The sequence below is a fragment of the Neobacillus sp. PS3-40 genome (assembly GCF_030915485.1).
In the GTDB taxonomy this organism is placed as follows: domain Bacteria; phylum Bacillota; class Bacilli; order Bacillales; family Cytobacillaceae; genus JAUZPL01.
Genome location: NZ_CP133266.1, coordinates 2997534 through 3019919, shown reverse-complemented (window position 1 = coordinate 3019919; position 22386 = coordinate 2997534). Strand labels below are relative to the sequence as shown.

The window sequence follows — 22386 nt, the reverse complement described above, 5'->3', positions numbered from 1 at the left end:
TTGACCCACCTTCCCCAAATAAAAACCTGTTGATCATTCATAAATCAACAGGGGTTCACTACAAACAACTAATTAACGTCTGTAAGTCAAATACCGTTCATACCAAATATCAATAAATTCAGGTGAAAAAGGGCCTTTCCGTTGGCGAATCCATTGAATTAGCTTATCAACATTTCTTTTAAGTATTTGATCAATTGCTTCAGGATAATTCATTTCCCGGCGATGGCGTTCATACTCATCTTCGTCCAATAAATTAAATGTCATATCAGGGAATACCTTGATATCTAAATCATAATCGATATACTTTAATGCTTCTCCGTCAAAAATGAATGGGGAACTAATATTACAATAATAATAAATACCATCTTCACGAATCATTCCAAGAATATTAAACCAGTACTGCGCATGAAAATAGCATATTGCTGGTTCACGGGTAATCCATGTTCTTCCATCCGATTCGGTCACAAGTGTCCGGTCATTTCCACCAATCACCAAATTCTGTGTCCCTTTTAAAACAGTTGTTTCTTCCCAGACACGGTGGATATTCCCATTATGTTTATAACTATGTATTTGTATCGGTTCACCTTCGATGGGTACGCCCACGATTTTCCCCTACTTTCATTGCCTGAACGCTTTGCAACCTATCGATAACCTTATTTAAACGACAAAAGTTAACAAAGTACATTTCTATTTTCTACTATTATAACGTTTAGACAGAGAATTTAAAACAAAAGAGGCATTGATTTCATCACTCTTTGCTAAAATTTTCATTTTCCATTAAGAATTCATCACCTTAAAGAAAACTTGGCTAGCGCCAAAGCCATAGCGCCGGCGATTGCCTAGTTGCACTTATGCGATTTGAGTGCTGAATATTTATCAATGTTACTCACTTACTTTAGTACCTTAACAAAGATAAACTTTTTTATAAGCTAATAAAGGCACTCCTTGTTAAATGGCTAAAAAAAAGACACTCCAACAGTATTGGAGTGCCATCTAAGGATATTTCTATTAGCTTTGTTTTCCAAATTGGCCAGAATTTTGAGATTTACGAGCTTCAGCTTGTTGGTTTTGTTTCTTTACCTCTGCAGCATTTGTTTCACTCGCAAACTCAGTTCCGAATTGGCCTTGTGCTCCAGCAGATTTAGCAGTTTGTGCTCCTGCTGATTGAGCATTTTGTTGTCTTACCTCTGCAGCATTTGTTTCACTTGCAAACTCAGTTCCGAATTGGCCTTGAGCTGCAGCAGATTGTGCTTGAATGTTAGTTCCAGCTTGTGTTTTGTTAGGTTGTTTATTAAAGTTTGCCACTTTTAATCACCTCCACGTGTTTAATGTAACCAAGCTACGTGAAAGCTATCCCAATTTTTTATATGGGAAAAATTTCAAAATTAGACTAATAAAGAAATTCCACCATCAACAATAATGGTTTGGCCTCTTATCATGCTTGATTCGTCTGATAAAAGGAACATTACACAATTCACCATGTCGTCGATCTCCACCATTTTTCCTGCAGGAGTTTTGGCCTTCGCTTCTTGAAGAATTTGTTCGCGATTTGGAAAGTGCTGTAGTGCCTCCGTATCAACTGCTCCCCCGGAAACAGCATTAACAATGATGTTTTTTGGAGCTAATTCCACTGCTAAATACCGCGTTAATGCTTCTAGTGCTGCTTTCGATACCCCAACAGTTGTATAATTTTTTAAATACCGAATTGCCCCAAGTGAACTGATACTGACAATTTTTCCTCCATTATTTCGCTCCATTAGCTTTGCTGCCTCTTGTCCACAAAATAACAATGCCTTGCTATTAATATTTAACGTCCAATCCCAGTGTGCTTCTTCAATTTCCATAATAGGTCTTTGAACACCCGAAGCAGCATTATTTACAAACACATCTAAACGACCAAATTCCTCATCTATTTGTACAAACATATCTTTGATCTTTTGCACATCACCGACATTGGCTTTCACGATTAAAACTTTTCTACCAAGAGCTTCAATTTCCTCAGCAGTTTCAAGAGCCGATTTCTTACTTCTCGCGTAATTAATGACAATATCATATCCTGCTTGGGCTAACTTGAGGGCTGTTGCCTTCCCAATTCCTCTGCTGCTACCTGTTATTAATGCAACCTTTTGTGTCATAATTTAATTCCTCTCTATTTCCCTGTTTGTTACCTATTTTATCTTTAACATGTATAGAAGACAATTGTAAAAAGGACACTAACACAAAAGAATCCTTTTGAAAGGAAGATCAAAATGTATGTTGGACGTGATATGACCGAGTTATCTATGATTCCAAAATCAGAATGGAATAACGGTGAACTGGCATTTTTTCACCACTCATTACAACAAATTGCTCCCTACTTAAATAGCGAAGGCTTAACTATCCATACAGAGATCATAAAAGAAATCGAGTATCGTGGTGGAATGAAACGCCATGAGGCCGATTCAAATCATGGTACTGAAATAACTTACGACTAACAATAAATGAACGCCATTTTGGCGTTCATTTATTGTTTATATAACTGACGCATTTTTTGAAAGGGAACGGGGATAGCAAAGTCTTCCATTTCCTCTAAAGAAACAAATTTCCATTCCTGATTTTCAGAAGGATTTCTCACTATTTTTCCGCTATAAACATGTACATTCCAGATTAAATGTGAAAAAACATGCTCGATTTGACCGATTACTTTTTCAGGTTTAAATTCCAAATCAAATGTTTCCTTAAAAAGATCTTTAATTTTTTCCTTCTCATTTTGAAATGGAAGGGTTATTTCAATATTTGGGAACTCCCATAAATTTGCAAGCAGTCCTTTATTAGGGCGCTTATGAATTAAAATTTTACCTTGTTCATTGGTAGCAATAATAGAAATTAGCTGAACATTGCGCTGTTTGGTTTTCTTTGATTTTATCGGAAGCTCTGTTTGGACTCCTTCAGAAAATGCTTGGCAATGTTCACGAACAGGACAGAGTAAACATGATGGGGATGTAGGAGTACATATTAATGCCCCAAGCTCCATCAAAGCTTGATTAAATGCTGAAGGTTCTGTCTGGGAAATTAATTGGCGAACTGCACTTTCAAAAATTTTCCTTGAAGAGGGTTTGGCTATATCCTCCCAAATAGAAAGAATCCTCGATAATACTCTCATTACATTTCCATCAACAGCGGGTTCTGGGATGCCATATGCAATACTTAAGATAGCTCCTGCTGTATATGGACCGACGCCTTTAAGTTCTGCAATTTCTATTGGAGTATTTGGAACTACCCCTTTATACTTTTCCCTTACCTCTTTTACGGCCGAATGTAAATTTCGAACCCTTGAATAATAACCGAGTCCTTCCCAAGCTTTCAGGACTTTCTCTTCTTCCGCTTTAGCTAGATCATCAATTGTTGGAAACCAATCGATGAAACGGTTGAAATACGGAATCACTGTATCCACTCGTGTTTGTTGCAACATGATTTCCGATACCCAAACTTTATAAGGATCTTGATCCTTGCGCCATGGTAAATCTCGTTGTTCTTCTTTAAACCAAGAAATTAGATCATCTTGAAATGCTTTAATATCGATTTTCCCGATATTTTTTAACTCATTTTCCATTACTTTTGTACCTCCAAGTTGTTAAACAATGCGGAAATGTGGGAATATAAAAGTGTATAACCTTTATTAGATCCTTAAGTATTTAGGACATTTTTTTAAGAATGTTGGACAAGTTATTGAAGAATTAGGTTAATTTTTTTAATTTTAATGTTTAATCATAAGCAGAAACTTTCAAAAAGAAGTGTTTTCAGCTCAAGGCAAGGTTTATTAACCAAATCTATTTAAGGAGGCCCTTTCCTTTTGGATACAGGAACTCATGTTGTAATGGGCATTGCCCTTGGTGGGATTGCTACACTTGATCCAGTGGTCGCAACAAATTCTGCCACAGCGAGTAGTGTCTTAATCGCCGCAATTGTTGGATCACAAATACCTGATATAGACACCGTTTTGAAACTTAGGAATAATGCGGTATATATTCGAAATCACCGGGGCGTCACACATTCGATCCCAGCAGTAATTCTATGGCCTTTAGCTATTCTAGCTGTAGTTTACCCATTTCATCCAGGAGCAAATTTATTGCATTTATGGCTTTGGACATTTTTTGCTGTCTTTCTCCATGTCTTTGTTGATATTTTTAATGCTTATGGTACCCAGGCGCTTAGACCCTTTTCACCTAAATGGGTTGCATTAGGAGTCATCAACACATTTGACCCATTTATATTCGCAATTCACGTTGTTGGAATCATTCTCTGGATCGTGGGAGCAATACCTGGATATACTTTCCTTGCGATGTATGCCGTAATCTTTGCCTATTATTTAATAAGATTTAAGGCCCAAGGGATAGTCCGGACGGAGGTCAAAAAAGCCATACCTGATGCAACTCAAATTATTATAGCACCAACAATGAAATTTCATCATTGGAGAATAGCAGTAACAAATGAACACTCATTTTTTGTGGGGCGAGCAGAGAATAATCAATTTCGCATTTTAGATGAATTTAAGCGAATCCCCATACCCGAAACGCCTGTGCTAAAAGCAGCTAAAAAGGATAAAAATCTTTCAGCGTTCCTATCTTTTTCCCCTGTTTATCGATGGGAAGTAGATGAATATGATGATTTTTATGAGGTACGCTTTATTGACTTACGCTATAGGAGCAACAATCGCTATCCTTTTGTTGCAGTCGTTCATTTGGATCTCCAATTAGAAATAATCAATTCATATACAGGGTGGATATTTAGCGAAGAAAAGCTTCGCAAAAAATTGGATATCTTACCAAGTTAATCACAAGCTAAAAAGTAGTTGTTGTATCGATGTAGCGGGGGTTATTATTACCCATTTGCAAAAAGCAAAAGCGGTGACAACCATGTCATCGCTTTTTTTAATGTAAAGTATTTTTGTCTTGTTCAAAATATCCTTTGTACTTTAGATTCTCTCCTGCAAATTCATGGAGGTGTCCTCCATATTGCTCAATCCATTGTTTTACAACTAATTCCGTTGTTTCACTACCGAGGGATTCTACACCCGCTCTTACAAAGGTGGTTTCAAAATCATCCCAAAGCAATTCAACCCATATTCTTGCTTGGGCATAGGATAAATAATCATTTTTATCCAATAAAAGATTTGTCAATTTCTCATGATAATCATTCATTACAGCACCTCGTTACCATTTTTTTACAACATAACCGGTAGCAAAAAGTCGAATACTAGTGATACGTGGAAAGCATTGTAGATGCCTTTGCTTTTCACGTTTTCTCATCCCTTTTAATGGAGGTAAATCATGAGAAACAATGCAAAAAATTTTCCTAACCAAAATAACAACAAATTTGAGGGTGAACCTGACGTTCACGCTGAATACTCCTCAAAAAGAGCAAATGGTACAATCAATACGCATCCACAAGAACGGATGCGTGCTTCAGGAGAGCGCGAGAATGATTCAATAGGCTGATTTTAATTACAGGGAGGATTCGATATGGGAAATCAAAAATTTTTTCAAAATCGACCGTTTACTACACCATGGTATAACCCAAAACACGCCCATTCACAAATAAACGGCGATACCCAGCTATCCCAGGACCTCATCATTCTAAAGCGTCAGACTAGGAAGCAGTCTTGATTTTAAAAAGAAAGCCAGAGATTTCATCTCTGGCTTTTCTATTTTACTTAAGCCATTTTAACATTGAAATTGGTAGTGCTTCGTCTTGTCCATCACCATTTAATCGGTATCCCCAAGCAAATACACCATTAATATAATCAATTTTGAAAAAAGATCCCGGATCTCCTTCAATTTCGTAAATTTCACCTGGTGAAAACATATCAGGATTAGATAAATAGGCTCTGGCCATTACAACTTTTCGCTCAAGTACCGCAAACTCATTGACCATTCCCATTTGTTCCGCTTTTCTTGCTTTTTCCTGAAGACTCGCAATTTCTTCTCGTAATTCATGTTCTGTCATTGTACTATATCGTCTATCCTGCTGCATCATTTTTCACTCCCAAACCTTACTTTATTTTAGTATATTGAATTTTGTATTATTATGAAAGTTAGAACTATGAACAAAGGAGAATATCTATGAAAACAATGATTGTGACTGGTGCGGGGTCAGGCTTAGGCAAGGAATTAGCAATTCTTTTATGTCAACAAGGCTTTCATCTTGTTTTAGCGGGAAGAACTTTAGAAAAACTATCTTCTGTTAAAAATGAAATTGAGGCCCTTGGCGGAAGAGCTGATATTCTTCCAATGGACATTCGTAATCAAGAAGAAGTGAACAAACAATTAGCGGAAATGAGTGGCCGCTTTTCACTTTATGGTTTAGTCAACAATGCCGGCATCGGTCATTTCGGTCCTTTTATCGAAATAAGTGAACAACAAATGAATGAAATGTTTGAAACAAACGTATTTGGTACTATTAACATGACGAAAGCAATTTTACCTTATTTAAAAAAACAGGGTGAAGGGCACGTCCTAAATATCATTTCTACTGCTGGATTACGTGGAAAAGTAAATGAGGCCGTGTATGTTGCCAGTAAATTTGCTGTAAGAGGATTTACCGAAAGCCTCCAAAAGGAATATGAAGGAACTAAAATTAAGTTCACTGCTGTTTATATGGGAGGAATGGATACCCCTTTTTGGAAGAATAACAACAATCATATCCAAGATCCGTCTCGATTCAGATCAGCAAAAGAAGTCGCCGAAATAATCTTGGAACAAATCGTTCGGGACTCAATTATTATTGATAGCAAAAAAGGATGACCAAAGTAGAGGCCTTGGCCCCTCACTATATAAGGATTTCACGAGGGGTCAGGAATATTATTAGTCAAAACTATCAATTTGTTCAGCTAAATATTTATCAATTAGATCAAAAGAAAAACCTTTACGATACAAAGCTTGTTTCATTTTTTGCTTATACTCATAACCACTGTATCGATTATATTTCCGTTCCAGTTTCTCACCTTGGAACCGAATTGCTCCAAGTTCGTCTTCTTCAGTTTCCATGTTGGTTTCATTTATTGCTAAATGGATGATTTCAAAGGTATATCCTTTTCTTATGAGTAATTGTTCAATTTTTTGTTTTACAGCTCTTTGGGAATCCTTCGAATTTTTTTGGGCTTTCTCACAAAGCTTTGTTGCTTTTTCCAACTGCAAGTCAAATGAGAATTCTTCAAGAACCATTTCGATGATCGTCTTTTCTATCCCTTTTTCTCTTAATTCGGTCTTAATAATATCTGGACCTTTATCCGTGGTATTCATTTGTGTCCTAGCATAAGCAAATGCAAATTCTTGGTCATTAATATAATTTAGAGCCAATAATTTATGTATTACCTCCTGTATAACGGGTTCCTCAATTTCTTTTTGAAGTAAATGATCCTTTATTTCCTTTTCTGATCTCATCCTTCTCGCTAAATAGGAAATGGCCTTACTATACGCCTTCCGAATATCATCCTGGTATTGAATTTCCATAAAGGAAAAATCATCAATTTCCATCCCTTTTTTCAGCTGATGCTTTATTAGAACATCACTATCCACACTAAAGGCAAACTCCTCGCCTTTTCCATAATCCATAAAAATATTATAGCGATCCTTATTTTTCTGCTGAGTGGTGATCTTAGTAATAACAGCCATATTTCTCACCTCCCCACTACTGTAACATATCTATTTAAGAAAGTTCAGCGTAAAATACTAGTAAGGGGGAGATTGTTTGAAAATTGCAATTGCAGGTGGTACTGGCTTTGTCGGCAAAGCCCTTGTTAACCATTTAATTGAAAATAATCATGAAGTCGTCATCCTAACAAGAACATTAAAAAACAATGACGAGAGTGGAAGCATAAAGTATGTTCAATGGCTTGAAAAAAGTGCTAATCCTCTAGTCTCACTTCAAGAAACCGATATTTTTGTTAATCTCTCAGGAGAATCCATCAACAGTGGGCGATGGACTGAAGAAAGAAAAAAGCGAATCGTTGACAGCCGTATCCAAACCGTCGCTGAAATTTTGAACATAATGAAAAGACTTGATAGAAAGCCACTGGCACTTATTAATGCAAGTGCTGTTGGTTTTTATGGGACTTCGGAAATAAAAATGTTTACAGAAAAGGATGCAGGCGCAAATAATGACTTCTTATCCCGTTTAGTAATGGAATGGGAGGACAAAGCGAGTGATGCATCAAAATTAGGAATCCGCACTGTCTTATGTAGATTTGGAGTTATCCTTGACAAAAATAAAGGGGCTTTGCCAAGAATGACTCTTCCATATAAGGCCTTTGTGGGTGGAACTGTTGGAAATGGCCGGCAATGGATATCCTGGATTCATATTAAGGATGTCGTACGAGGGATTTTATATGCAATTGATCACGATCAAATTCAAGGACCTGTTAATTTTACTGCACCAAATCCTATTTCTATGAAAGAATTCGGCTTGACACTTGCCTCTGTTCTACACCAGCCACACTGGCTTCCAGTTCCAAATTTTGCTCTTCAACTTCTTTTAGGGGAAATGAGTACCATAGTATTGGAAGGTCAAAAAGTGTTGCCAGAAAAGTTGTTACAAAGTGGATTCCACTTTCAATATCCAGAGCTTAATAAAGCGTTAAGTAATATTTTTTCTAACTAAACAGTATTATTCCTTTTCAACAAGGAAAAAATGGTTATGTACATAGTGTTTTCTTTCGTTTTCTTTGTACAAAATATCAAAACCTTTGAGAGGAATGATTATAATAATGGAGAAAAGAAAAAAGGAAAAACCAAAATTCACATTAACAAGTGCGCAAGAAGTTTCATATCAAAGTGATTTTAAGAAGGCTGACCGCGCTGGCGGCTATAATGAGCGGAGATCAAAGCATTAATAGGAGAAAAGTTCCACTCATGGACTCCTTTCTTTTTGCAAAAGATAATAACGGAAACAACAATTTGTTTCCCATTTATCTTATAAATGAAAGGGGTCTTTTTTCAATGGGCCGTGGACAAAAACATAAAAATAAAGGGTCACTTCCACAAGTGCCAAAAAACCTGAAGTCAGATGGAAAAGATGTAGAATATTCTGCAGAACTAGCTGACCAAGGCGATCTTGAAGCACAAGCACGAGCAAACGCAGCCAATCAGCGTGTTAAAGTAAAGAAAACTCGTTAATTTGCTACTTAGCCCATGCGGTGAAGTCAGAGACATATCCATACAACCTTTCATTAAGTAGATGAAGATGTTTTAAACAAAAAAGAAGAAGCAGGATTTCCTGCTTCTTTTAAAATGGGTGAAAAGGGAAATTAATTAAAAAATTGATATTAAAACAAGTTCTATAGAGAGGTTTAAGCCTTTAAATATGGCTACAATAGAACCTGATACATCCATTAATTACTATGAGTTTCTTTCAAATGATTGCCTTGATCCTTTTTGTAATCTTCTTTCAAAAAGGGAATGGCAAATCGGTCTAAACCAAAGAAGTAAGCCCCAGATCCTGTAAACAGTAGAATCATTGCAGCAGTATATAGAATCGGATCTGTACTAGCTGATCCTGCTAACAAAAAGTTCAAGTTCATGAAAGCTCCAGCAATTAAAGCTGGAATGGTTGCCAAACCAACAATTAACCCTAAACCAACTAACAATTCTCCCCACGGTACAAGCACATTAATTACAGCAGTATTTGGAATAGCAATTCTATGCAAGAAGTCGGCATACCACATTTGACTTGGTTGGATTCCTGTTAAAAATCCACCTGCATCAAATCCACCTCTTAGTTTTCCATAACCTGCTTCAAGCCATTGAACCCCAAGCCATATTCTTAATATTGTTAAAAATACTGCTATTATAGGTGTTTTGTACCATTTCATCTTAATCATCTCCTATATATTATGTGAATAATTTCACAATCATTATTGGTAAGCTATGTAACTTCTCCCTTTTTAGGAGGTAAAACCAAAAAGCTTTTTTTATCGTAAGGAGGGTGTTTTCCCTCTTTACACTTTTAATATACTCCGATCGTTTTAAGGTAACAACGCATTTCACAGTTTCTTAACATATTAATAGTAGAAATTTGAATAACATGTGAACTTAATGAGTTAGTAATAGTAACAACCTTATTAATATGGTTTCCACACCAGTAATCCTCAAATTTGTAGATAATGTGGATATATCTTATAAGGGCTTTGATCACTAGTTCCCTTTTATTTATAGATTGTTAATAACTTCCCGTGGATAAGTAAGTGTTTGTTTGTGGATAATGTGGATAAACCTGTGGAGAACCTTAAAAATCAATACTTTCCTTGTGGATAAAATACTTAATAACTTTTTAAACTCATTTTACGAGCATCACTTTTCAACGATAGTTATTTACTTTTTTGTGTTAAAAAAAGATAAACTTTCTTATAAATGTAAACATACAATTGTTTTTAAAGGCTTTTCGCATAAACAGTTGTTTGTAGACCAAAACTTTGCCCGTTAACTTCCGCTCCAGGCACTCGCTTTCCGCGGGGAGGTCCGGAAGCCTCCTCGGCGCTTTGGCGCCTGCAGGGTCTCCCGTGACCTCTCTATCCCGTAGGAGTCGAGTGCCCTCCACTCCAATCAACTCAAGAGTGATAAAGTAGAAAAACCTGAAAACACCTTTTCAAATGCACAAAAAGAATAAGTATTCACTTTATATTTCAAAACACCACCAAAATACTCATTGATTGTTGTTTTGAAATGAAATCAAAGTAACCACTCGTTTGGAATTGATACTATGTTTATACAACAAAAAAGGTATAATTCCCTCAGGTATTGAGGTATTATACCTTTTTCACATGAACAAAATTAAAGTCCATTGTTGATTTTTGACACTCTGTTGATTGGAGCGTAAGGTGCTCGACTCCTGCGGGAGCAGCGGGACAGGTGAGACCCCACAGGCGCTTAAGCGCCGAGTTATCACCGCCCGCCCCGCGGAAAGCGAGCACCTGGAGCGGAAATCAACAGACATGTTTCAAAGAACGTTAAAAGAGGACTTTTTCAACGCTCCTAAAAGGTTGTTTATTCTTAACCTTTTAAGTACCTTTAAAAAACCTTATTTAATATTAAGCTTTTCTTCACCTAGCTTAATCTGCTTTTTCACTTGTTCTGGTGATGTTCCCCCAAAACTATTACGAACGGCCACAACATGTTCCGGTGATAATACCTTATAAATATCTTCTTCAAACAATGGGCTAAACTGTTGATATTCCTCAAAGGACAAATCTAATAAGTATTTCTGGTGCCCAATAGCATATAAAACAATTTTCCCAATGATTTCATGAGCTTCACGGAAAGGAAGTCCCTTACGTACTAAGTAGTCTGCTATATCAGTTGCATTTGAAAAATCATTGTTGATGGCTTTACGCATTACATCTTTTTTAACAGTCATTGTTTCGATCATTGGTGCCAAAAGCTTTAGGGAGCCTTCCAATGTATCGATGGTATCAAACATTCCCTCTTTATCTTCCTGGAGATCCTTGTTGTAGGCAAGTGGTAACCCCTTAAGTACGGTAAGAAGTCCTATTAAATTCCCATATGTTCGTCCCGTTTTTCCCCTAAGCAATTCTGGTACATCAGGGTTTTTCTTTTGAGGCATGATACTAGAACCTGTACAGAAGGAATCATCCAACTCGACAAATTGGAATTCTTGGCTTGACCAAATAACAAGTTCTTCAGAAATTCTTGAAATGTGGGTCATGATGATTGAGCCAATGGCTAAGAATTCCAAAATAAAATCGCGATCACTAACTGCGTCCATACTATTTGGATACACCGTTTCAAAGCCTAAGATTTCGGCAACCCGTTCACGGTTGATAGGAAATGTCGTTCCAGCTAAAGCACCTGAACCGAGTGGAAGCCAATTTACACGTTTTAAACTATCAACTAATCTCTCTTTATCACGTTCAAACATCCAAAAATACGCCATCAAATGATGAGCAAATGAAACTGGTTGGGCACGCTGAAGATGTGTATAACCAGGTATTAGTGTTTCAATATTTTCCTTTGCTTGCTCCATTAGCGAATTTTGAACACCTTCTATTAATTCAATGATTTCGTTCGTTTTTGTTCGTAAATAAAGATGCATGTCAGTAGCCACTTGATCGTTACGGCTGCGACCTGTATGCAACTTTCCACCAACGGGGCCAATCTTTTCAATCAAAAGTCTCTCAATGTTCATATGGATATCTTCATCTTCAACTAAAAATTCAATCTCATTATTTTCAGCCATCTTCTTAATTGAAAGGAGCCCATCCTTTATCGTGTTGGCATCATCTGCTGGAATGATCCCACACTCGCCTAACATTTGCACATGAGCTAAACTTCCTGCAATATCCTCTTTTGCTAGTTTTTGATCAAAGGAGATTGATGCTGTAAATATCTCTACTAGCTTATTTGTTTCTTTTGTAAATCTTCCGCCCCATAGTTTTGCCAATTGTGCCCCTCCTTAAGTCATGAAGCCCCCGAAATAATTTCGAGGGCATCTCTGTTATTATTTTAATACAGTCTCTTTTTTATTAACTTCAGCATAAACTTTTGTCGGTAAGCCCCAAATTTTAATAAATCCTTCTGCAGCTTGGTGATCAAACATATCACCTTTTGAATAGGTTGCCAACTCCTCATTATAAAGGCTGTGAACAGATTTACGTCCTACTACCATATGATTGCCTTTAAATAGCTTTATGCGAATCGTACCAGAGACCACTTTTTGTGTTTCTTCAATAAATGCATCTAAGGCCGGTTTTATTGGTGAATACCAAAGTCCTTCATAAATAATTTTTGCCATTTGCTGATCAATTTGTGATTTAAATTGTGATACTTCACGAGTCAATGTCAAAAACTCAAGTTCTTTGTGTGCGTTAATTAAAATAAGAGCTGCTGGATTTTCATACACTTCTCTTGATTTAATTCCTACTAATCTATTTTCAATATGATCGATCCGTCCAATCCCGTGTTTTCCGCCAACTTCATTAAGGGTTTCAATAAGTTGCACAAGTGGTAATTTCTCACCATTAAGAGCAACAGGAACACCTTGTTCAAATTCAATTTCAATGTATTCTGCTGCGTCGGGAGTTAACTCGATAGGATTAGTCCAATCAAATGCTGCTTCAGGTGCCTCAGCCCATGGATCTTCAAGTACTCCAGCTTCGCAAGCGCGTCCCCAAATATTCGCATCAATTGAAAATGGATTATCTAAATCTACTGGAATAGGAATTCCATTTTCTTGTGCATATAAAATTTCCTCATCACGAGTCATACCCCACTCACGAACAGGAGCAACGACCTTTAAGCTTGGATTTAACGCTTGAATCGAAACTTCAAAGCGGACCTGGTCATTCCCTTTTCCTGTACAACCATGCGCAACAGCTGTTGCCCCCTCTTTTTCAGCTACTTCAACTAATAATTTTGAAATTAATGGCCTTGAAAGTGCTGATGAAAGTGGATATTTTCCTTCATATAAACAATTTGCTTTGAGTGCAGATAAAATATAATCTTTTGCTAGCAATTCTTTTGCATCTATAATATACGCTTTAACAGCCCCAACATTCAAAGCCTTCGTTTTAATTGCTTCTAAATCTTTTCCTTCCCCAACATCAAGACCTAGAGCAATAACATCATAACCATATTTTTCTTGGATCCATTTAACAGAAACAGAAGTATCTAAACCACCTGAATAGGCTAAAACTATTTTTTCTTTTGCCATTTGAAAGCTCCTCACATGTAAATATGAATTTTTATTCAACTATGAGTATTATTATACAATCATATGCAAAAAAACACAAACATTTTTTGTCGTTACCTACTAAAATGCTAAATAACAATTTTTTGCCTCTATACAAAATTGCTTCTATAAGAAGTGCACCTTTAAATTAGATTAGCTTAGTAACACTTTTAGAATTGCCTTTTGCGCATGTAGTCGATTCTCCGCTTCATCAAAAACAACGGAATGTGGGCCATCGATAATTTCTGCTGTCACTTCTTCACCGCGATGTGCAGGCAAGCAATGCAGAAAAATGAAATCGCTTTTTGCATGCTGACAAAGTTCTTTATTTACTTGGAAGGATTGGAATGCTTCAAGTCTCTTTTCCTGTTCTTCTTCCTGACCCATGCTGGTCCAAACATCCGTTACAACAACATCCGCATTTTTCATTGCCAGTTGTGGGTTATTTGTAATCATTAGTTTACTTCCAGATTGTTTCGCCATTTCCTTTGCATTTTCGATAATTTCTTGATTCGGCATATATCCTTCTGGACTGGCAATACTTATATCCATGCCAACTTTAGCAGCAGCTTCCATTAATGAATGGGCCATGTTATTATTTCCATCCCCAACATAGCAAAGCTTTAAGCCTGCTAATTTTCCTTTATGCTCAAGGATGGTCAATAAATCTGCTAGAACCTGGGTAGGATGTTGCAAATCTGTTAATCCATTTATAACCGGGACAGTAGAATGATGAGCAAATTCTTCAATGGATTGATGTGAGAAGGTACGGATCATTAAACAATCGACATAACGAGACAATACTTTTGCGGTATCGGAAATACTTTCGCCTCTTCCAAGTTGAATATCCTTTGAGCTTAAAAAGATTGCATGACCTCCGAGCTGCAGCATCCCAACTTCAAAGGATACGCGTGTACGTGTAGAGGATTTTTCAAAAATCATCCCCAATACTATTCCACTTAGAAATGGATGGGGCTTTCCCTGTTTTTGATATTTTTTCAATTGAATTGCCTCATCAAGTAGATAAAGGATTTCTTCTGTTTGAAAACTGCTAAACTGTAAAAAATCCTTCCCGATCATCTGTGGTTTGTGTGAAGCATTCATTTTAATGGCATTTAACATGATGTTTTAACCCCTTTCTTATCTACTTTGTAAAATTCACTGATTGTCCGTACTTTCCCAGGTAAGATCCGTTGGTCTTTTAAACCCACTACAGCATTAACCGTATCTAAATGAGTAAATACATTAACGTTATAACGTGTCGCTTCTTCACGAATATGAAACCCAAATTTATCTTTATTTCTTCCTTGACTCGGTATGTTAATGGCAGCCCACAGTTTTTGAAAACGAAAAAGTTCATTTACATGTTGTGCAGTTTTCACTACTTTTTCAACTTCAATCCCATTCTTTTGTAAGAAACGGGCCGTACCCTCGGTTGCTGCAATCTTAAATTGGCTATTTACCAATTTCTGAATAATCGGTAGACTCATCTGCTTTTCACGATCAGAAATGGAACAGAGAATGTAATGATCCTTATTTAGTAAAGTTTCATCCTGTAAAGGTATTACCTTTGCTAATGCTTCTTGAAGCGTTAGTCCTAATCCTAAAACCTCACCAGTCGATTTCATTTCAGGTCCAAGTACATGGTCCACTCCTTTTAGCTTACTAGAGGAGAAAACAGGTCCTTTTACCGAGTAATAAGCAGGCTCAGCCAACAATCCTTTTTCAGGATGCAGATCCTTTAATGAATCGCCTAATTGAACATTTGTTGCCCATTCGATCATTGGAATTCCTGTTACTTTGCTCATGATCGGTACGGTTCTTGATGAGCGCGGGTTGACCTCAAGAACATAGACTTGATTAGTATAGACAACAAATTGAATATTCATGATCCCAATAATCGGTAGAGATTTTGCAATACGACTTGCATAATCTATTAATATAGTTTTTATATCTTCGGAAAGTGTTATTGACGGAAAGACTGCTATACTGTCTCCAGAGTGTACTCCTGCTCGTTCAATATGCTCAAAAATTCCCGGAACAATTATATCTAGCCCATCACTAATAACATCAACCTCACATTCCAACCCTGGCATATATCGGTCAACCAATAACGGCCACATTTGATCTTGTGAGTTATTCTCCAACTGTTTAAGGTATTGAGTCAACTCATCTTCCGAATATAGGGTAAACATCGATTGACCGCCTATCACATAAGACGGACGAACTAAAACGGGATAGCCCAGTTTTGCTGCAGCATCCAACATTTGTTTGGAATGAGTAACAGTCTCCCCTTCAATATGTGGGATATTTAAATTTTCAAGTAGCTGATAAAATTCTTTTCGATCTTCAAGAAGATCAACATCTTTAACGGTCGTTCCTAAAATTTTAACGCCCTCTTCTTCTAATGCACGGGCGATATTAATAGCAGTTTGACCACCGAATTGGATTAAAACTCCTCCAATTTTCTCTTTTTCAATTACATTTAAAACATCTTCTACTGCAAGAGGCTCAAAATAGAGTCGATCGGCAACAGAGTAATCTGTGCTAACAGTCTCGGGATTGTTATTGATGACAACTGCTTCATATCCCTTTTTCTTTAGGGCAATGGCTGCATGGACTGAACAGTAATCAAATTCAACCCCCTGGCCAATCCGGATCGGTCCAGACCCAATCACTAGAACTTTAGGATTATTCGATATTTCTACCTCGTCAAATCCTTGCCACGTAGAATAATAATAAGGTGTTACAGCATCAAATTCGGCTGAACATGTATCCACCATTTTATAACCTGGCTTCCAGTTTAATTGTTTCCATTTACTTCTAACCTGTTTTTCAGGTATCCCGAAAATTTGTGAAAGTAGTCTGTCAGAGATGTTTATCCGTTTTGCCTCTTTTAGCAGTTTAACCGGAACTTCATTCCAGCACTTGAAGGATGATAATTCCTGTTCTAATTCAACAATTGAGCTAATTTTGTGTAAAAACCATAGATCAATCTGTGTAAGTTGCTGAATCTTTTCAAGCGTAATTCCTCGCTTGATGGCTTCAGCAATGACGAATAACCGTTGATCATTTGCAATTTCAAGCCGTTTGAATAATTCTTCCGTGGTCATTGCTTCTTTTAGGCCTGCTGTTAGTCCATAAATATTCAATTCCAGGGAGCGGATCGCTTTGTTTAAAGCCCCTTCAAACGTCCTGTCAATCGCCATTACTTCACCGGTTGCTTTCATTTGTGTCCCCAGAGTTCGGTCCGCCTCAGGAAATTTATCAAACGGGAAGCGTGGCAGTTTTACCACAATATAATCAATCGCTGGCTCAAAGGAAGCGAACGTATTTCCTGTTATCGGATTTAAAATTTCATCCAAATGGTAACCAACCGCACATTTTGCCGCCATTCTGGCAATAGGGTAGCCTGTCGCTTTAGATGCAAGGGCAGATGAGCGACTTACCCTCGGATTTACTTCAATAATGTAATACTGGTTTGATTCTGGATTAAGAGCAAACTGAATATTGCAGCCCCCAATAATTTCTAATTCACGAATAACTTTTATAGAAGAATTACGAAGCATCTGATATTGAACATCTGTTAAGGTTTGTGATGGCGCAACAACTATGGAGTCTCCAGTATGAACGCCAACTGGGTCCATATTTTCCATATTGCAAACAATAATACACGTATCATTTGCATCTCTCATAACTTCATATTCAATCTCTTTCCAACCTTTAATGCTTCTTTCAACTAAAATTTGATGGATCGGACTTGCAGATAAACCTTTCTTCAGAACAGATTCTAGTTCTAAATCATTATAGGCAAAGCCACCGCCGTCACCACCAAGTGTATAGGCCGGACGAATAATAACTGGGTAGCCTATTTTCTTGACGAATTTAACGCCCTCCTCATAGCTATGAATAATGCTTGATTCTGGAATTGGCTCGTTGATTTCAATCATCAAATTACGAAATTTTTCCCTATCCTCACCATTTTTAATCGATTCAACAGAAGTACCCAACAATTTAACTTGATATTTTTGCAATATATTTTGTTCATATAGCGCGACAGTTAAATTTAATCCCGTTTGTCCGCCCAATGTGCCAATAATTCCATCCGGCTTTTCCTTCTTGATAATTTCTTCAAGCGTTGATACCGTGAGTGTTTCAATATAAACCTTATCAGCAACACTTTCATCAGTCATGATGGTAGCCGGGTTATTATTGATTAAAACAACTTCAATTCCCTCTTCTCTTAAGGCAATACACGCCTGCGTTCCAGCATAATCGAACTCCGCAGCTTGCCCGATGACAATCGGTCCTGATCCAATCACAAGTACTTTTTTTAAATTCTTACATAATGGCATAACGTTTCTCTCCCAAAGATGTTATCTGGCTCACAAATTCTGTTAGAACATGTGCAGTATCGCTTGGACCTGGATGTGCTTCTGGATGAAATTGGACAGTTTGGATTGGATAGTGAATGTGCTGCAATCCTTCAATTGATTGATCATTTACATTGCGGTAAGTGATATCAAATTGATTAGTATCGATGCTCTCATCCACAACAACATATCCATGATTTTGTGCAGTAATTTTAACTTTTCCGGTCATTAATTCTTTTACAGGATGGTTAGCTCCACGATGTCCATAGGCCAATTTCATTGTTTTTGCCCCATATGCAAGAGCAATTAATTGATGGCCAAGGCATATTCCTAAGGTAGGGTAACTTTGGCTAATCTTTTTAATTTCAGGAAACAAATGAGCGAGTGACATCGGATCCCCAGGTCCATTGCTGAAAAGAACTCCATCTGGAGCCAATGCTTTTATTTTTTCATATGGTGTATTGTAAGGCACGATGGTTACATAGCAATTTTCCTGTAACAGAGCGTTTAGAATCGATTTTTTATATCCAAAATCGTATAAAACCACATGTGACCCTTTATTTTTAAAAGTAAGCATCTTTTTGGTTGATACCTTTTCGACCCATAACGATGGTTTTTCTTGAATGGAAAAGTCTTTATTTTCTACCTTTTTCCTACTTAATATCCCTTTTACAGTACCGCGACTTCGAATAGTTTTCACTAATAAACGAGTATCTATCCCGGCAATACCAGGAACACCTGCCTGTTTCAGCTTTTCCGAAAACTTACTAATGGATTGATAATGGCTTGGAGTTTCACATACATCTCCAATAATCACTCCTGATAACGAAGGGCTGATGCTCTCATCATCAATTGAATTCACGCCATAATTACCAATCATCGGGTAGCAAAATGTTATGATTTGTCCCGCATATGAAGGATCTGTTATAATTTCTTGGTAACCCGTCATGCTTGTATTGAAAACAACTTCTCCTATTGAATCCTTATTTGCTCCAATTAGAACACCTTCAAACACTTCTCCGGTTTCCAATGTAAGATATCCTTGCTCCACTTATTGTCACTCGCCTTTCTCTCTAATCTCTAAGAAGACTTTTTCTAGCGTCGTGATACATTCATTTACTTCTTCAATGGATGACGTCAAAGCTGGTAAAATACGAACAACATCAGGCCCAGCTGTTAGAATAAGAAGTTGATGGGCTAACGCCTTTTTAACAATTTTTAAGGCATTCCCTTCCACGACCAATCCTTTTAAAAGTCCTATTCCGCGTATTTCTTTTATTAAGGAAAATTTATTTTTTAAATTCACAAGTTGAGTATCGAAATAGTCTGCAATCTGGGCAGCCTGATCTAAAATGTTACTTGTCGTAAGGTGGCTAACAGTCGCCACACCTGCTGCTGTTGCTAATGGATTTCCACCAAATGTACTGCCATGGCTACCAGGTTCAAAACCTTGTGCTGCCTTTTCCTTAGCAATGATCGCCCCAATCGGAAATCCCGACCCTAGTCCTTTTGCAATGCTGATCACGTCGGGCTCAATCCCATACTGCTCATAAGCAAAAAGAGTACCTGTTCTACCAATCCCTGTTTGAATTTCATCAACCATTAATAGAATGTCTTTTTCTTTACAAATCTGGGCAAGTTTTTGTACCCACTCAGGATCAGCTGGTATAACACCACCTTCACCCTGAACCATTTCCAGTAACACTGCTGCCGGCTCAAGATTATATAACTGTTCTAATGTGGCCAAATCGTTATAGGGTAGGTATTGAAACCCTTGAACCAATGGTAAAAACCCTTGATGGATTTTTTCTTGCCCTGTTGCAGATAGCGTCGCTAATGTTCTCCCATGGAATGATTTTTCAAAAGTGATTACTTCGTAAGCATCCGTACCCTTAATTTTCTGTGCATATCTTCTTGCCAGCTTAATTGCTGCCTCATTTGCTTCGGCACCACTGTTGCAAAAGAAAACCCGATCGCCACAGCTATTTGCTGTAAGGAGAGAAGCTAGCTCTTTTTGATTAGGGATATGATAAAGATTGGAACAATGCCATAGATTTTGTAATTGCTCTTCTACCTTTTCTTTTACGATCTCTGGAACATGACCTAGGTTACATGTTGCGATTCCAGAGGTGAAATCCAAATATTTATTCCCTTGATCGTCCCACACATAACTTCCCTTTCCCTTAACTAACGTAACAGGAAATCGGCTATAGGTTTCCATTAGCGGGTTAGCAAAGTCCGAAGCATTATCAGTCATTATGCAATCTCCTCTTCTAAAACAATTTTCGTTCCAATTTCCTTACCATTCGAATAATCTAGTAAACTATTTTCCTTTAATCCATTGATAATCCCCACTTCAGGAATGTTATGTGCAAGACCATCAATCGCTGCCTTCACTTTAGGAATCATTCCGCCCCAAATGGTTTGATTTTCAATCAATTCTTCTACCTTCATTCTAGATATTTTCGAAAGTTTTATTTTTTGACCATTTTTTTCAACTAATATTCCGGGAATATCACTTATGAAACAAAGATTGGCCTCTAATGCCTTTGCAATTGCCGAGGCGGCTACATCGCCATTTATGTTGTATCTTTGACCCTGCTCATCAATGCCGACAGGTGAAATAATTGGAATATATCCGTCGTTTATGATTCCCTTTATCATATGATGATTAACTTCGACTACATCGCCGACAAATCCTAATATTTCAGCATCCTTATTTGGCTTTGCTTTTAATAAAGTACCATCAACACCGCTTATTCCAAACGCACTACCACCAGCTTCAATCACATTTCTAACAATTTTTTTGTTAACGGAACCACTTAACACCATTTCAACAATATTTAAAACTTGATCACTTGTTACCCTGAGACCATTTACAAAAGATGTTTCTACATCTAACTTTTTCAATAAAGATGTAATGAGTGGTCCACCGCCATGAACAATAATGGGGATCCACTCACCCGATTGGTGAATCGAGACAATATCTTCATAAAAGGATTTCGGCAAATTTTCAAGGACACTTCCACCACATTTAATGACCATAAATTTCATTATCATTCACCTCACGTACGGTAGGATGCGTTAATTTTGACATAATCATAAGTTAAATCGCATCCCCATGCGGTAGCATTGCTTTCACCCTGGTTCAATTCCACGAAAATTTGGATATTTTCCTGTTCTAAATATTCTTTAACTGTCACTTCTGAAATAACACAAGGCAAACCATTTTCAAACACAGGGAACGGTCCAATTGAGACCTTTATTGCATTTGGCTCTACAGGCACTCCACTATAGCCGATTGCAGAAACAATTCTTCCCCAATTCGGGTCTGTTCCATAGATGGCTGTTTTCACTAGATTTGAGGAAATAATGGATTTCCCAACCGCACTCGCAGCAGTAACACTATAAGCCCCATTGACTTGAACTTCGATAAGCTTTGTAGCCCCTTCACCATCTTTTGCGATTTTTTTGGCAAGTGATTCACAAACCACCTTTAAACCTTTGACAAACACATTCCAATCTGGATGTTCTTTTGTTAATTTTTCGTTACCTGCAAGTCCGTTTGCCATAACCAATACCATGTCATTTGTACTTGTATCTCCATCAACCGTAATCATATTGAAGGTTTGATTGGTAACATCCTTTAAGGCAAATAGCAAATCCTCATGGCCAATATTGGCATCAGTTGTTACAAACCCTAACATCGTTGCCATATTCGGATGAATCATTCCAGATCCCTTCGCTGCTCCGCCAAAACTAACTGTTTTTCCATCCACTTTTATTTGAACTGCAATATCTTTCATGCAAGTATCTGTAGTTAAAATTGCTTGTTTGAATTTAATTTCATCTTCATATTCTTTTTGAAGGATTTGTTTTATACCACTTTTTATCGAATCCATTGGAAGTAGTTCTCCAATAACTCCTGTAGAAGTAACCGCGACAAGATGCTCACCGATACCGAGTTCACTAGCAAATTCCTTTTGCATTGTTGCTGCATCTTTTAGTCCTTGTTCACCTGTACAAGCATTTGCATTACCAGAATTGACTATGATAGCCTGAACCTTCTTTTCTTTTGCAATGCTTTCTTGTGTGATTATTAGTGGTGCAGCTTGAAAGGTATTCATCGTATATACACCTGCAGCAATTGCTGGAACCTCTGACACGATATAGCCTAGATCGAGTCTTTTTCGTTTAATCCCACAATGCATACCGCCTGCTTTAAACCCCTTTGGTATAGTGACACTTCCTTCTTCAAGAACAACGATTTCATTCATCGATATGGCTGACATCT

General features: G+C 37.4%; 24 protein-coding genes. 8 read left to right on the top strand and 16 right to left on the bottom strand.

Features of this window, described 5'->3' with window-relative positions; translation table 11 throughout:
• Positions 1-72 precede the first annotated feature (72 nt).
• The 3 genes from RCG20_RS14725 to fabL all read right to left on the bottom strand — a co-directional run bounded on the left by RCG20_RS14725 (position 73) and on the right by fabL (position 2135).
• Positions 73-603, bottom strand: a complete 531-nt coding sequence (locus tag RCG20_RS14725) for a nucleoside tri-diphosphate phosphatase (protein WP_308180882.1) — start codon at positions 601-603, stop codon at positions 73-75.
• A gap of 405 nt (positions 604-1008) precedes the next feature.
• Positions 1009-1305 carry a gamma-type small acid-soluble spore protein gene (locus RCG20_RS14720; RefSeq protein ID WP_308180881.1) on the bottom strand — a complete coding sequence of 99 codons (297 nt, stop codon included), beginning with the start codon at positions 1303-1305 and terminating at the stop codon, positions 1009-1011.
• 80 nt (positions 1306-1385) lie between these two features.
• Positions 1386-2135 carry an enoyl-[acyl-carrier-protein] reductase FabL gene (fabL, locus tag RCG20_RS14715; protein WP_308180880.1) on the bottom strand — a complete coding sequence of 250 codons (750 nt, stop codon included), beginning with the start codon at positions 2133-2135 and terminating at the stop codon, positions 1386-1388.
• 114 nt (positions 2136-2249) lie between these two features.
• Between fabL and RCG20_RS14710 the strand changes: the two genes are divergently transcribed.
• A complete protein-coding gene (locus tag RCG20_RS14710) occupies positions 2250-2474 on the top strand; it encodes a hypothetical protein (RefSeq protein ID WP_308180879.1) in 225 nt (74 codons plus the stop codon).
• Between the two features lie 29 nt (positions 2475-2503).
• Here RCG20_RS14710 and mutY read toward each other — a convergent pair whose 3' ends face one another.
• The gene (mutY, locus tag RCG20_RS14705; RefSeq protein WP_308180878.1) at positions 2504-3592 is read right to left on the bottom strand and encodes an A/G-specific adenine glycosylase; all 1089 of its coding nucleotides are present in this window, start codon (positions 3590-3592) and stop codon (positions 2504-2506) included.
• A gap of 240 nt (positions 3593-3832) precedes the next feature.
• Here mutY and RCG20_RS14700 point away from each other — a divergent pair, with 240 nt between their 5' ends.
• The gene (locus RCG20_RS14700) at positions 3833-4813 is read left to right on the top strand and encodes a metal-dependent hydrolase (protein WP_308180877.1); all 981 of its coding nucleotides are present in this window, start codon (positions 3833-3835) and stop codon (positions 4811-4813) included.
• A gap of 97 nt (positions 4814-4910) precedes the next feature.
• Here RCG20_RS14700 and RCG20_RS14695 read toward each other — a convergent pair whose 3' ends face one another.
• A complete protein-coding gene (locus tag RCG20_RS14695; RefSeq protein ID WP_308180876.1) occupies positions 4911-5180 on the bottom strand; it encodes a YfhJ family protein in 270 nt (89 codons plus the stop codon).
• Positions 5181-5309: 129 nt separating this feature from the next.
• On the opposite strand from RCG20_RS14695, the gene RCG20_RS14690 reads away from it, so the two are divergent.
• Both RCG20_RS14690 and RCG20_RS14685 read left to right on the top strand, forming a co-directional pair.
• The gene (locus tag RCG20_RS14690; protein ID WP_308180875.1) at positions 5310-5477 is read left to right on the top strand and encodes a small, acid-soluble spore protein K; all 168 of its coding nucleotides are present in this window, start codon (positions 5310-5312) and stop codon (positions 5475-5477) included.
• 24 nt (positions 5478-5501) lie between these two features.
• On the top strand, positions 5502-5645 hold the full coding sequence (locus RCG20_RS14685; protein WP_308180874.1) for a YpzG family protein: 144 nt from the start codon (positions 5502-5504) through the stop codon (positions 5643-5645).
• 43 nt (positions 5646-5688) lie between these two features.
• On the opposite strand, the gene RCG20_RS14680 is transcribed toward RCG20_RS14685, so the two are convergent.
• Positions 5689-6012 (bottom strand): YfhH family protein, encoded by a 324-nt coding sequence (locus tag RCG20_RS14680; RefSeq protein WP_308184360.1) that lies wholly within the window; start codon positions 6010-6012, stop codon positions 5689-5691.
• A gap of 89 nt (positions 6013-6101) precedes the next feature.
• Between RCG20_RS14680 and RCG20_RS14675 the strand changes: the two genes are divergently transcribed.
• Positions 6102-6782: an SDR family NAD(P)-dependent oxidoreductase gene (locus RCG20_RS14675; protein ID WP_308180873.1), complete on the top strand. Its 681-nt coding sequence runs from the start codon at positions 6102-6104 to the stop codon at positions 6780-6782.
• Positions 6783-6842: 60 nt separating this feature from the next.
• Here RCG20_RS14675 and recX read toward each other — a convergent pair whose 3' ends face one another.
• Entirely contained in the window at positions 6843-7652 is an 810-nt protein-coding gene (gene recX, locus RCG20_RS14670) for a recombination regulator RecX (RefSeq protein ID WP_308180872.1), read from the bottom strand.
• Between the two features lie 76 nt (positions 7653-7728).
• On the opposite strand from recX, the gene RCG20_RS14665 reads away from it, so the two are divergent.
• The 3 genes from RCG20_RS14665 to RCG20_RS14655 all read left to right on the top strand — a co-directional run bounded on the left by RCG20_RS14665 (position 7729) and on the right by RCG20_RS14655 (position 9152).
• On the top strand, positions 7729-8637 hold the full coding sequence (locus tag RCG20_RS14665; RefSeq protein WP_308180870.1) for a TIGR01777 family oxidoreductase: 909 nt from the start codon (positions 7729-7731) through the stop codon (positions 8635-8637).
• 106 nt (positions 8638-8743) lie between these two features.
• Positions 8744-8869 (top strand): YfhE family protein, encoded by a 126-nt coding sequence (locus RCG20_RS14660; protein ID WP_374120478.1) that lies wholly within the window; start codon positions 8744-8746, stop codon positions 8867-8869.
• A 106-nt stretch (positions 8870-8975) separates the two neighbouring features.
• On the top strand, positions 8976-9152 hold the full coding sequence (locus RCG20_RS14655; protein ID WP_308180869.1) for a YfhD family protein: 177 nt from the start codon (positions 8976-8978) through the stop codon (positions 9150-9152).
• Positions 9153-9367: 215 nt separating this feature from the next.
• On the opposite strand, the gene RCG20_RS14650 is transcribed toward RCG20_RS14655, so the two are convergent.
• The 9 genes from RCG20_RS14650 to argJ form a co-directional block, all read right to left on the bottom strand.
• The gene (locus RCG20_RS14650; protein WP_308180868.1) at positions 9368-9847 is read right to left on the bottom strand and encodes a DoxX family protein; all 480 of its coding nucleotides are present in this window, start codon (positions 9845-9847) and stop codon (positions 9368-9370) included.
• A gap of 1205 nt (positions 9848-11052) precedes the next feature.
• Positions 11053-12432 (bottom strand): argininosuccinate lyase, encoded by a 1380-nt coding sequence (gene argH, locus RCG20_RS14645; protein ID WP_308180867.1) that lies wholly within the window; start codon positions 12430-12432, stop codon positions 11053-11055.
• A 57-nt stretch (positions 12433-12489) separates the two neighbouring features.
• Positions 12490-13701 (bottom strand): argininosuccinate synthase, encoded by a 1212-nt coding sequence (locus RCG20_RS14640; RefSeq protein WP_308180866.1) that lies wholly within the window; start codon positions 13699-13701, stop codon positions 12490-12492.
• A 171-nt stretch (positions 13702-13872) separates the two neighbouring features.
• Positions 13873-14799, bottom strand: a complete 927-nt coding sequence (gene argF / locus RCG20_RS14635; RefSeq protein WP_374120545.1) for an ornithine carbamoyltransferase — start codon at positions 14797-14799, stop codon at positions 13873-13875.
• A gap of 35 nt (positions 14800-14834) precedes the next feature.
• Positions 14835-18074 carry a carbamoyl-phosphate synthase (glutamine-hydrolyzing) large subunit gene (gene carB / locus RCG20_RS14630; protein ID WP_308180863.1) on the bottom strand — a complete coding sequence of 1080 codons (3240 nt, stop codon included), beginning with the start codon at positions 18072-18074 and terminating at the stop codon, positions 14835-14837.
• Positions 18061-19143, bottom strand: coding sequence for a carbamoyl phosphate synthase small subunit (locus RCG20_RS14625; protein ID WP_308180862.1), 1083 nt, complete (start codon positions 19141-19143; stop codon positions 18061-18063). The genes carB and RCG20_RS14625 overlap by 14 nt, the downstream gene beginning before the upstream one ends.
• 6 nt (positions 19144-19149) lie before the next feature.
• A complete protein-coding gene (locus RCG20_RS14620) occupies positions 19150-20349 on the bottom strand; it encodes an aspartate aminotransferase family protein (protein ID WP_308180861.1) in 1200 nt (399 codons plus the stop codon).
• Positions 20349-21146: an acetylglutamate kinase gene (gene argB, locus RCG20_RS14615; protein ID WP_308180860.1), complete on the bottom strand. Its 798-nt coding sequence runs from the start codon at positions 21144-21146 to the stop codon at positions 20349-20351. Before argB ends, RCG20_RS14620 begins: the two co-directional genes overlap by 1 nt.
• An 11-nt stretch (positions 21147-21157) precedes the next feature.
• Complete coding sequence (argJ, locus tag RCG20_RS14610) at positions 21158-22384, bottom strand: bifunctional ornithine acetyltransferase/N-acetylglutamate synthase (protein ID WP_308180859.1); 1227 nt, start codon at positions 22382-22384, stop codon at positions 21158-21160.
• Between the last annotated feature and the right edge of the window lie 2 nt (positions 22385-22386).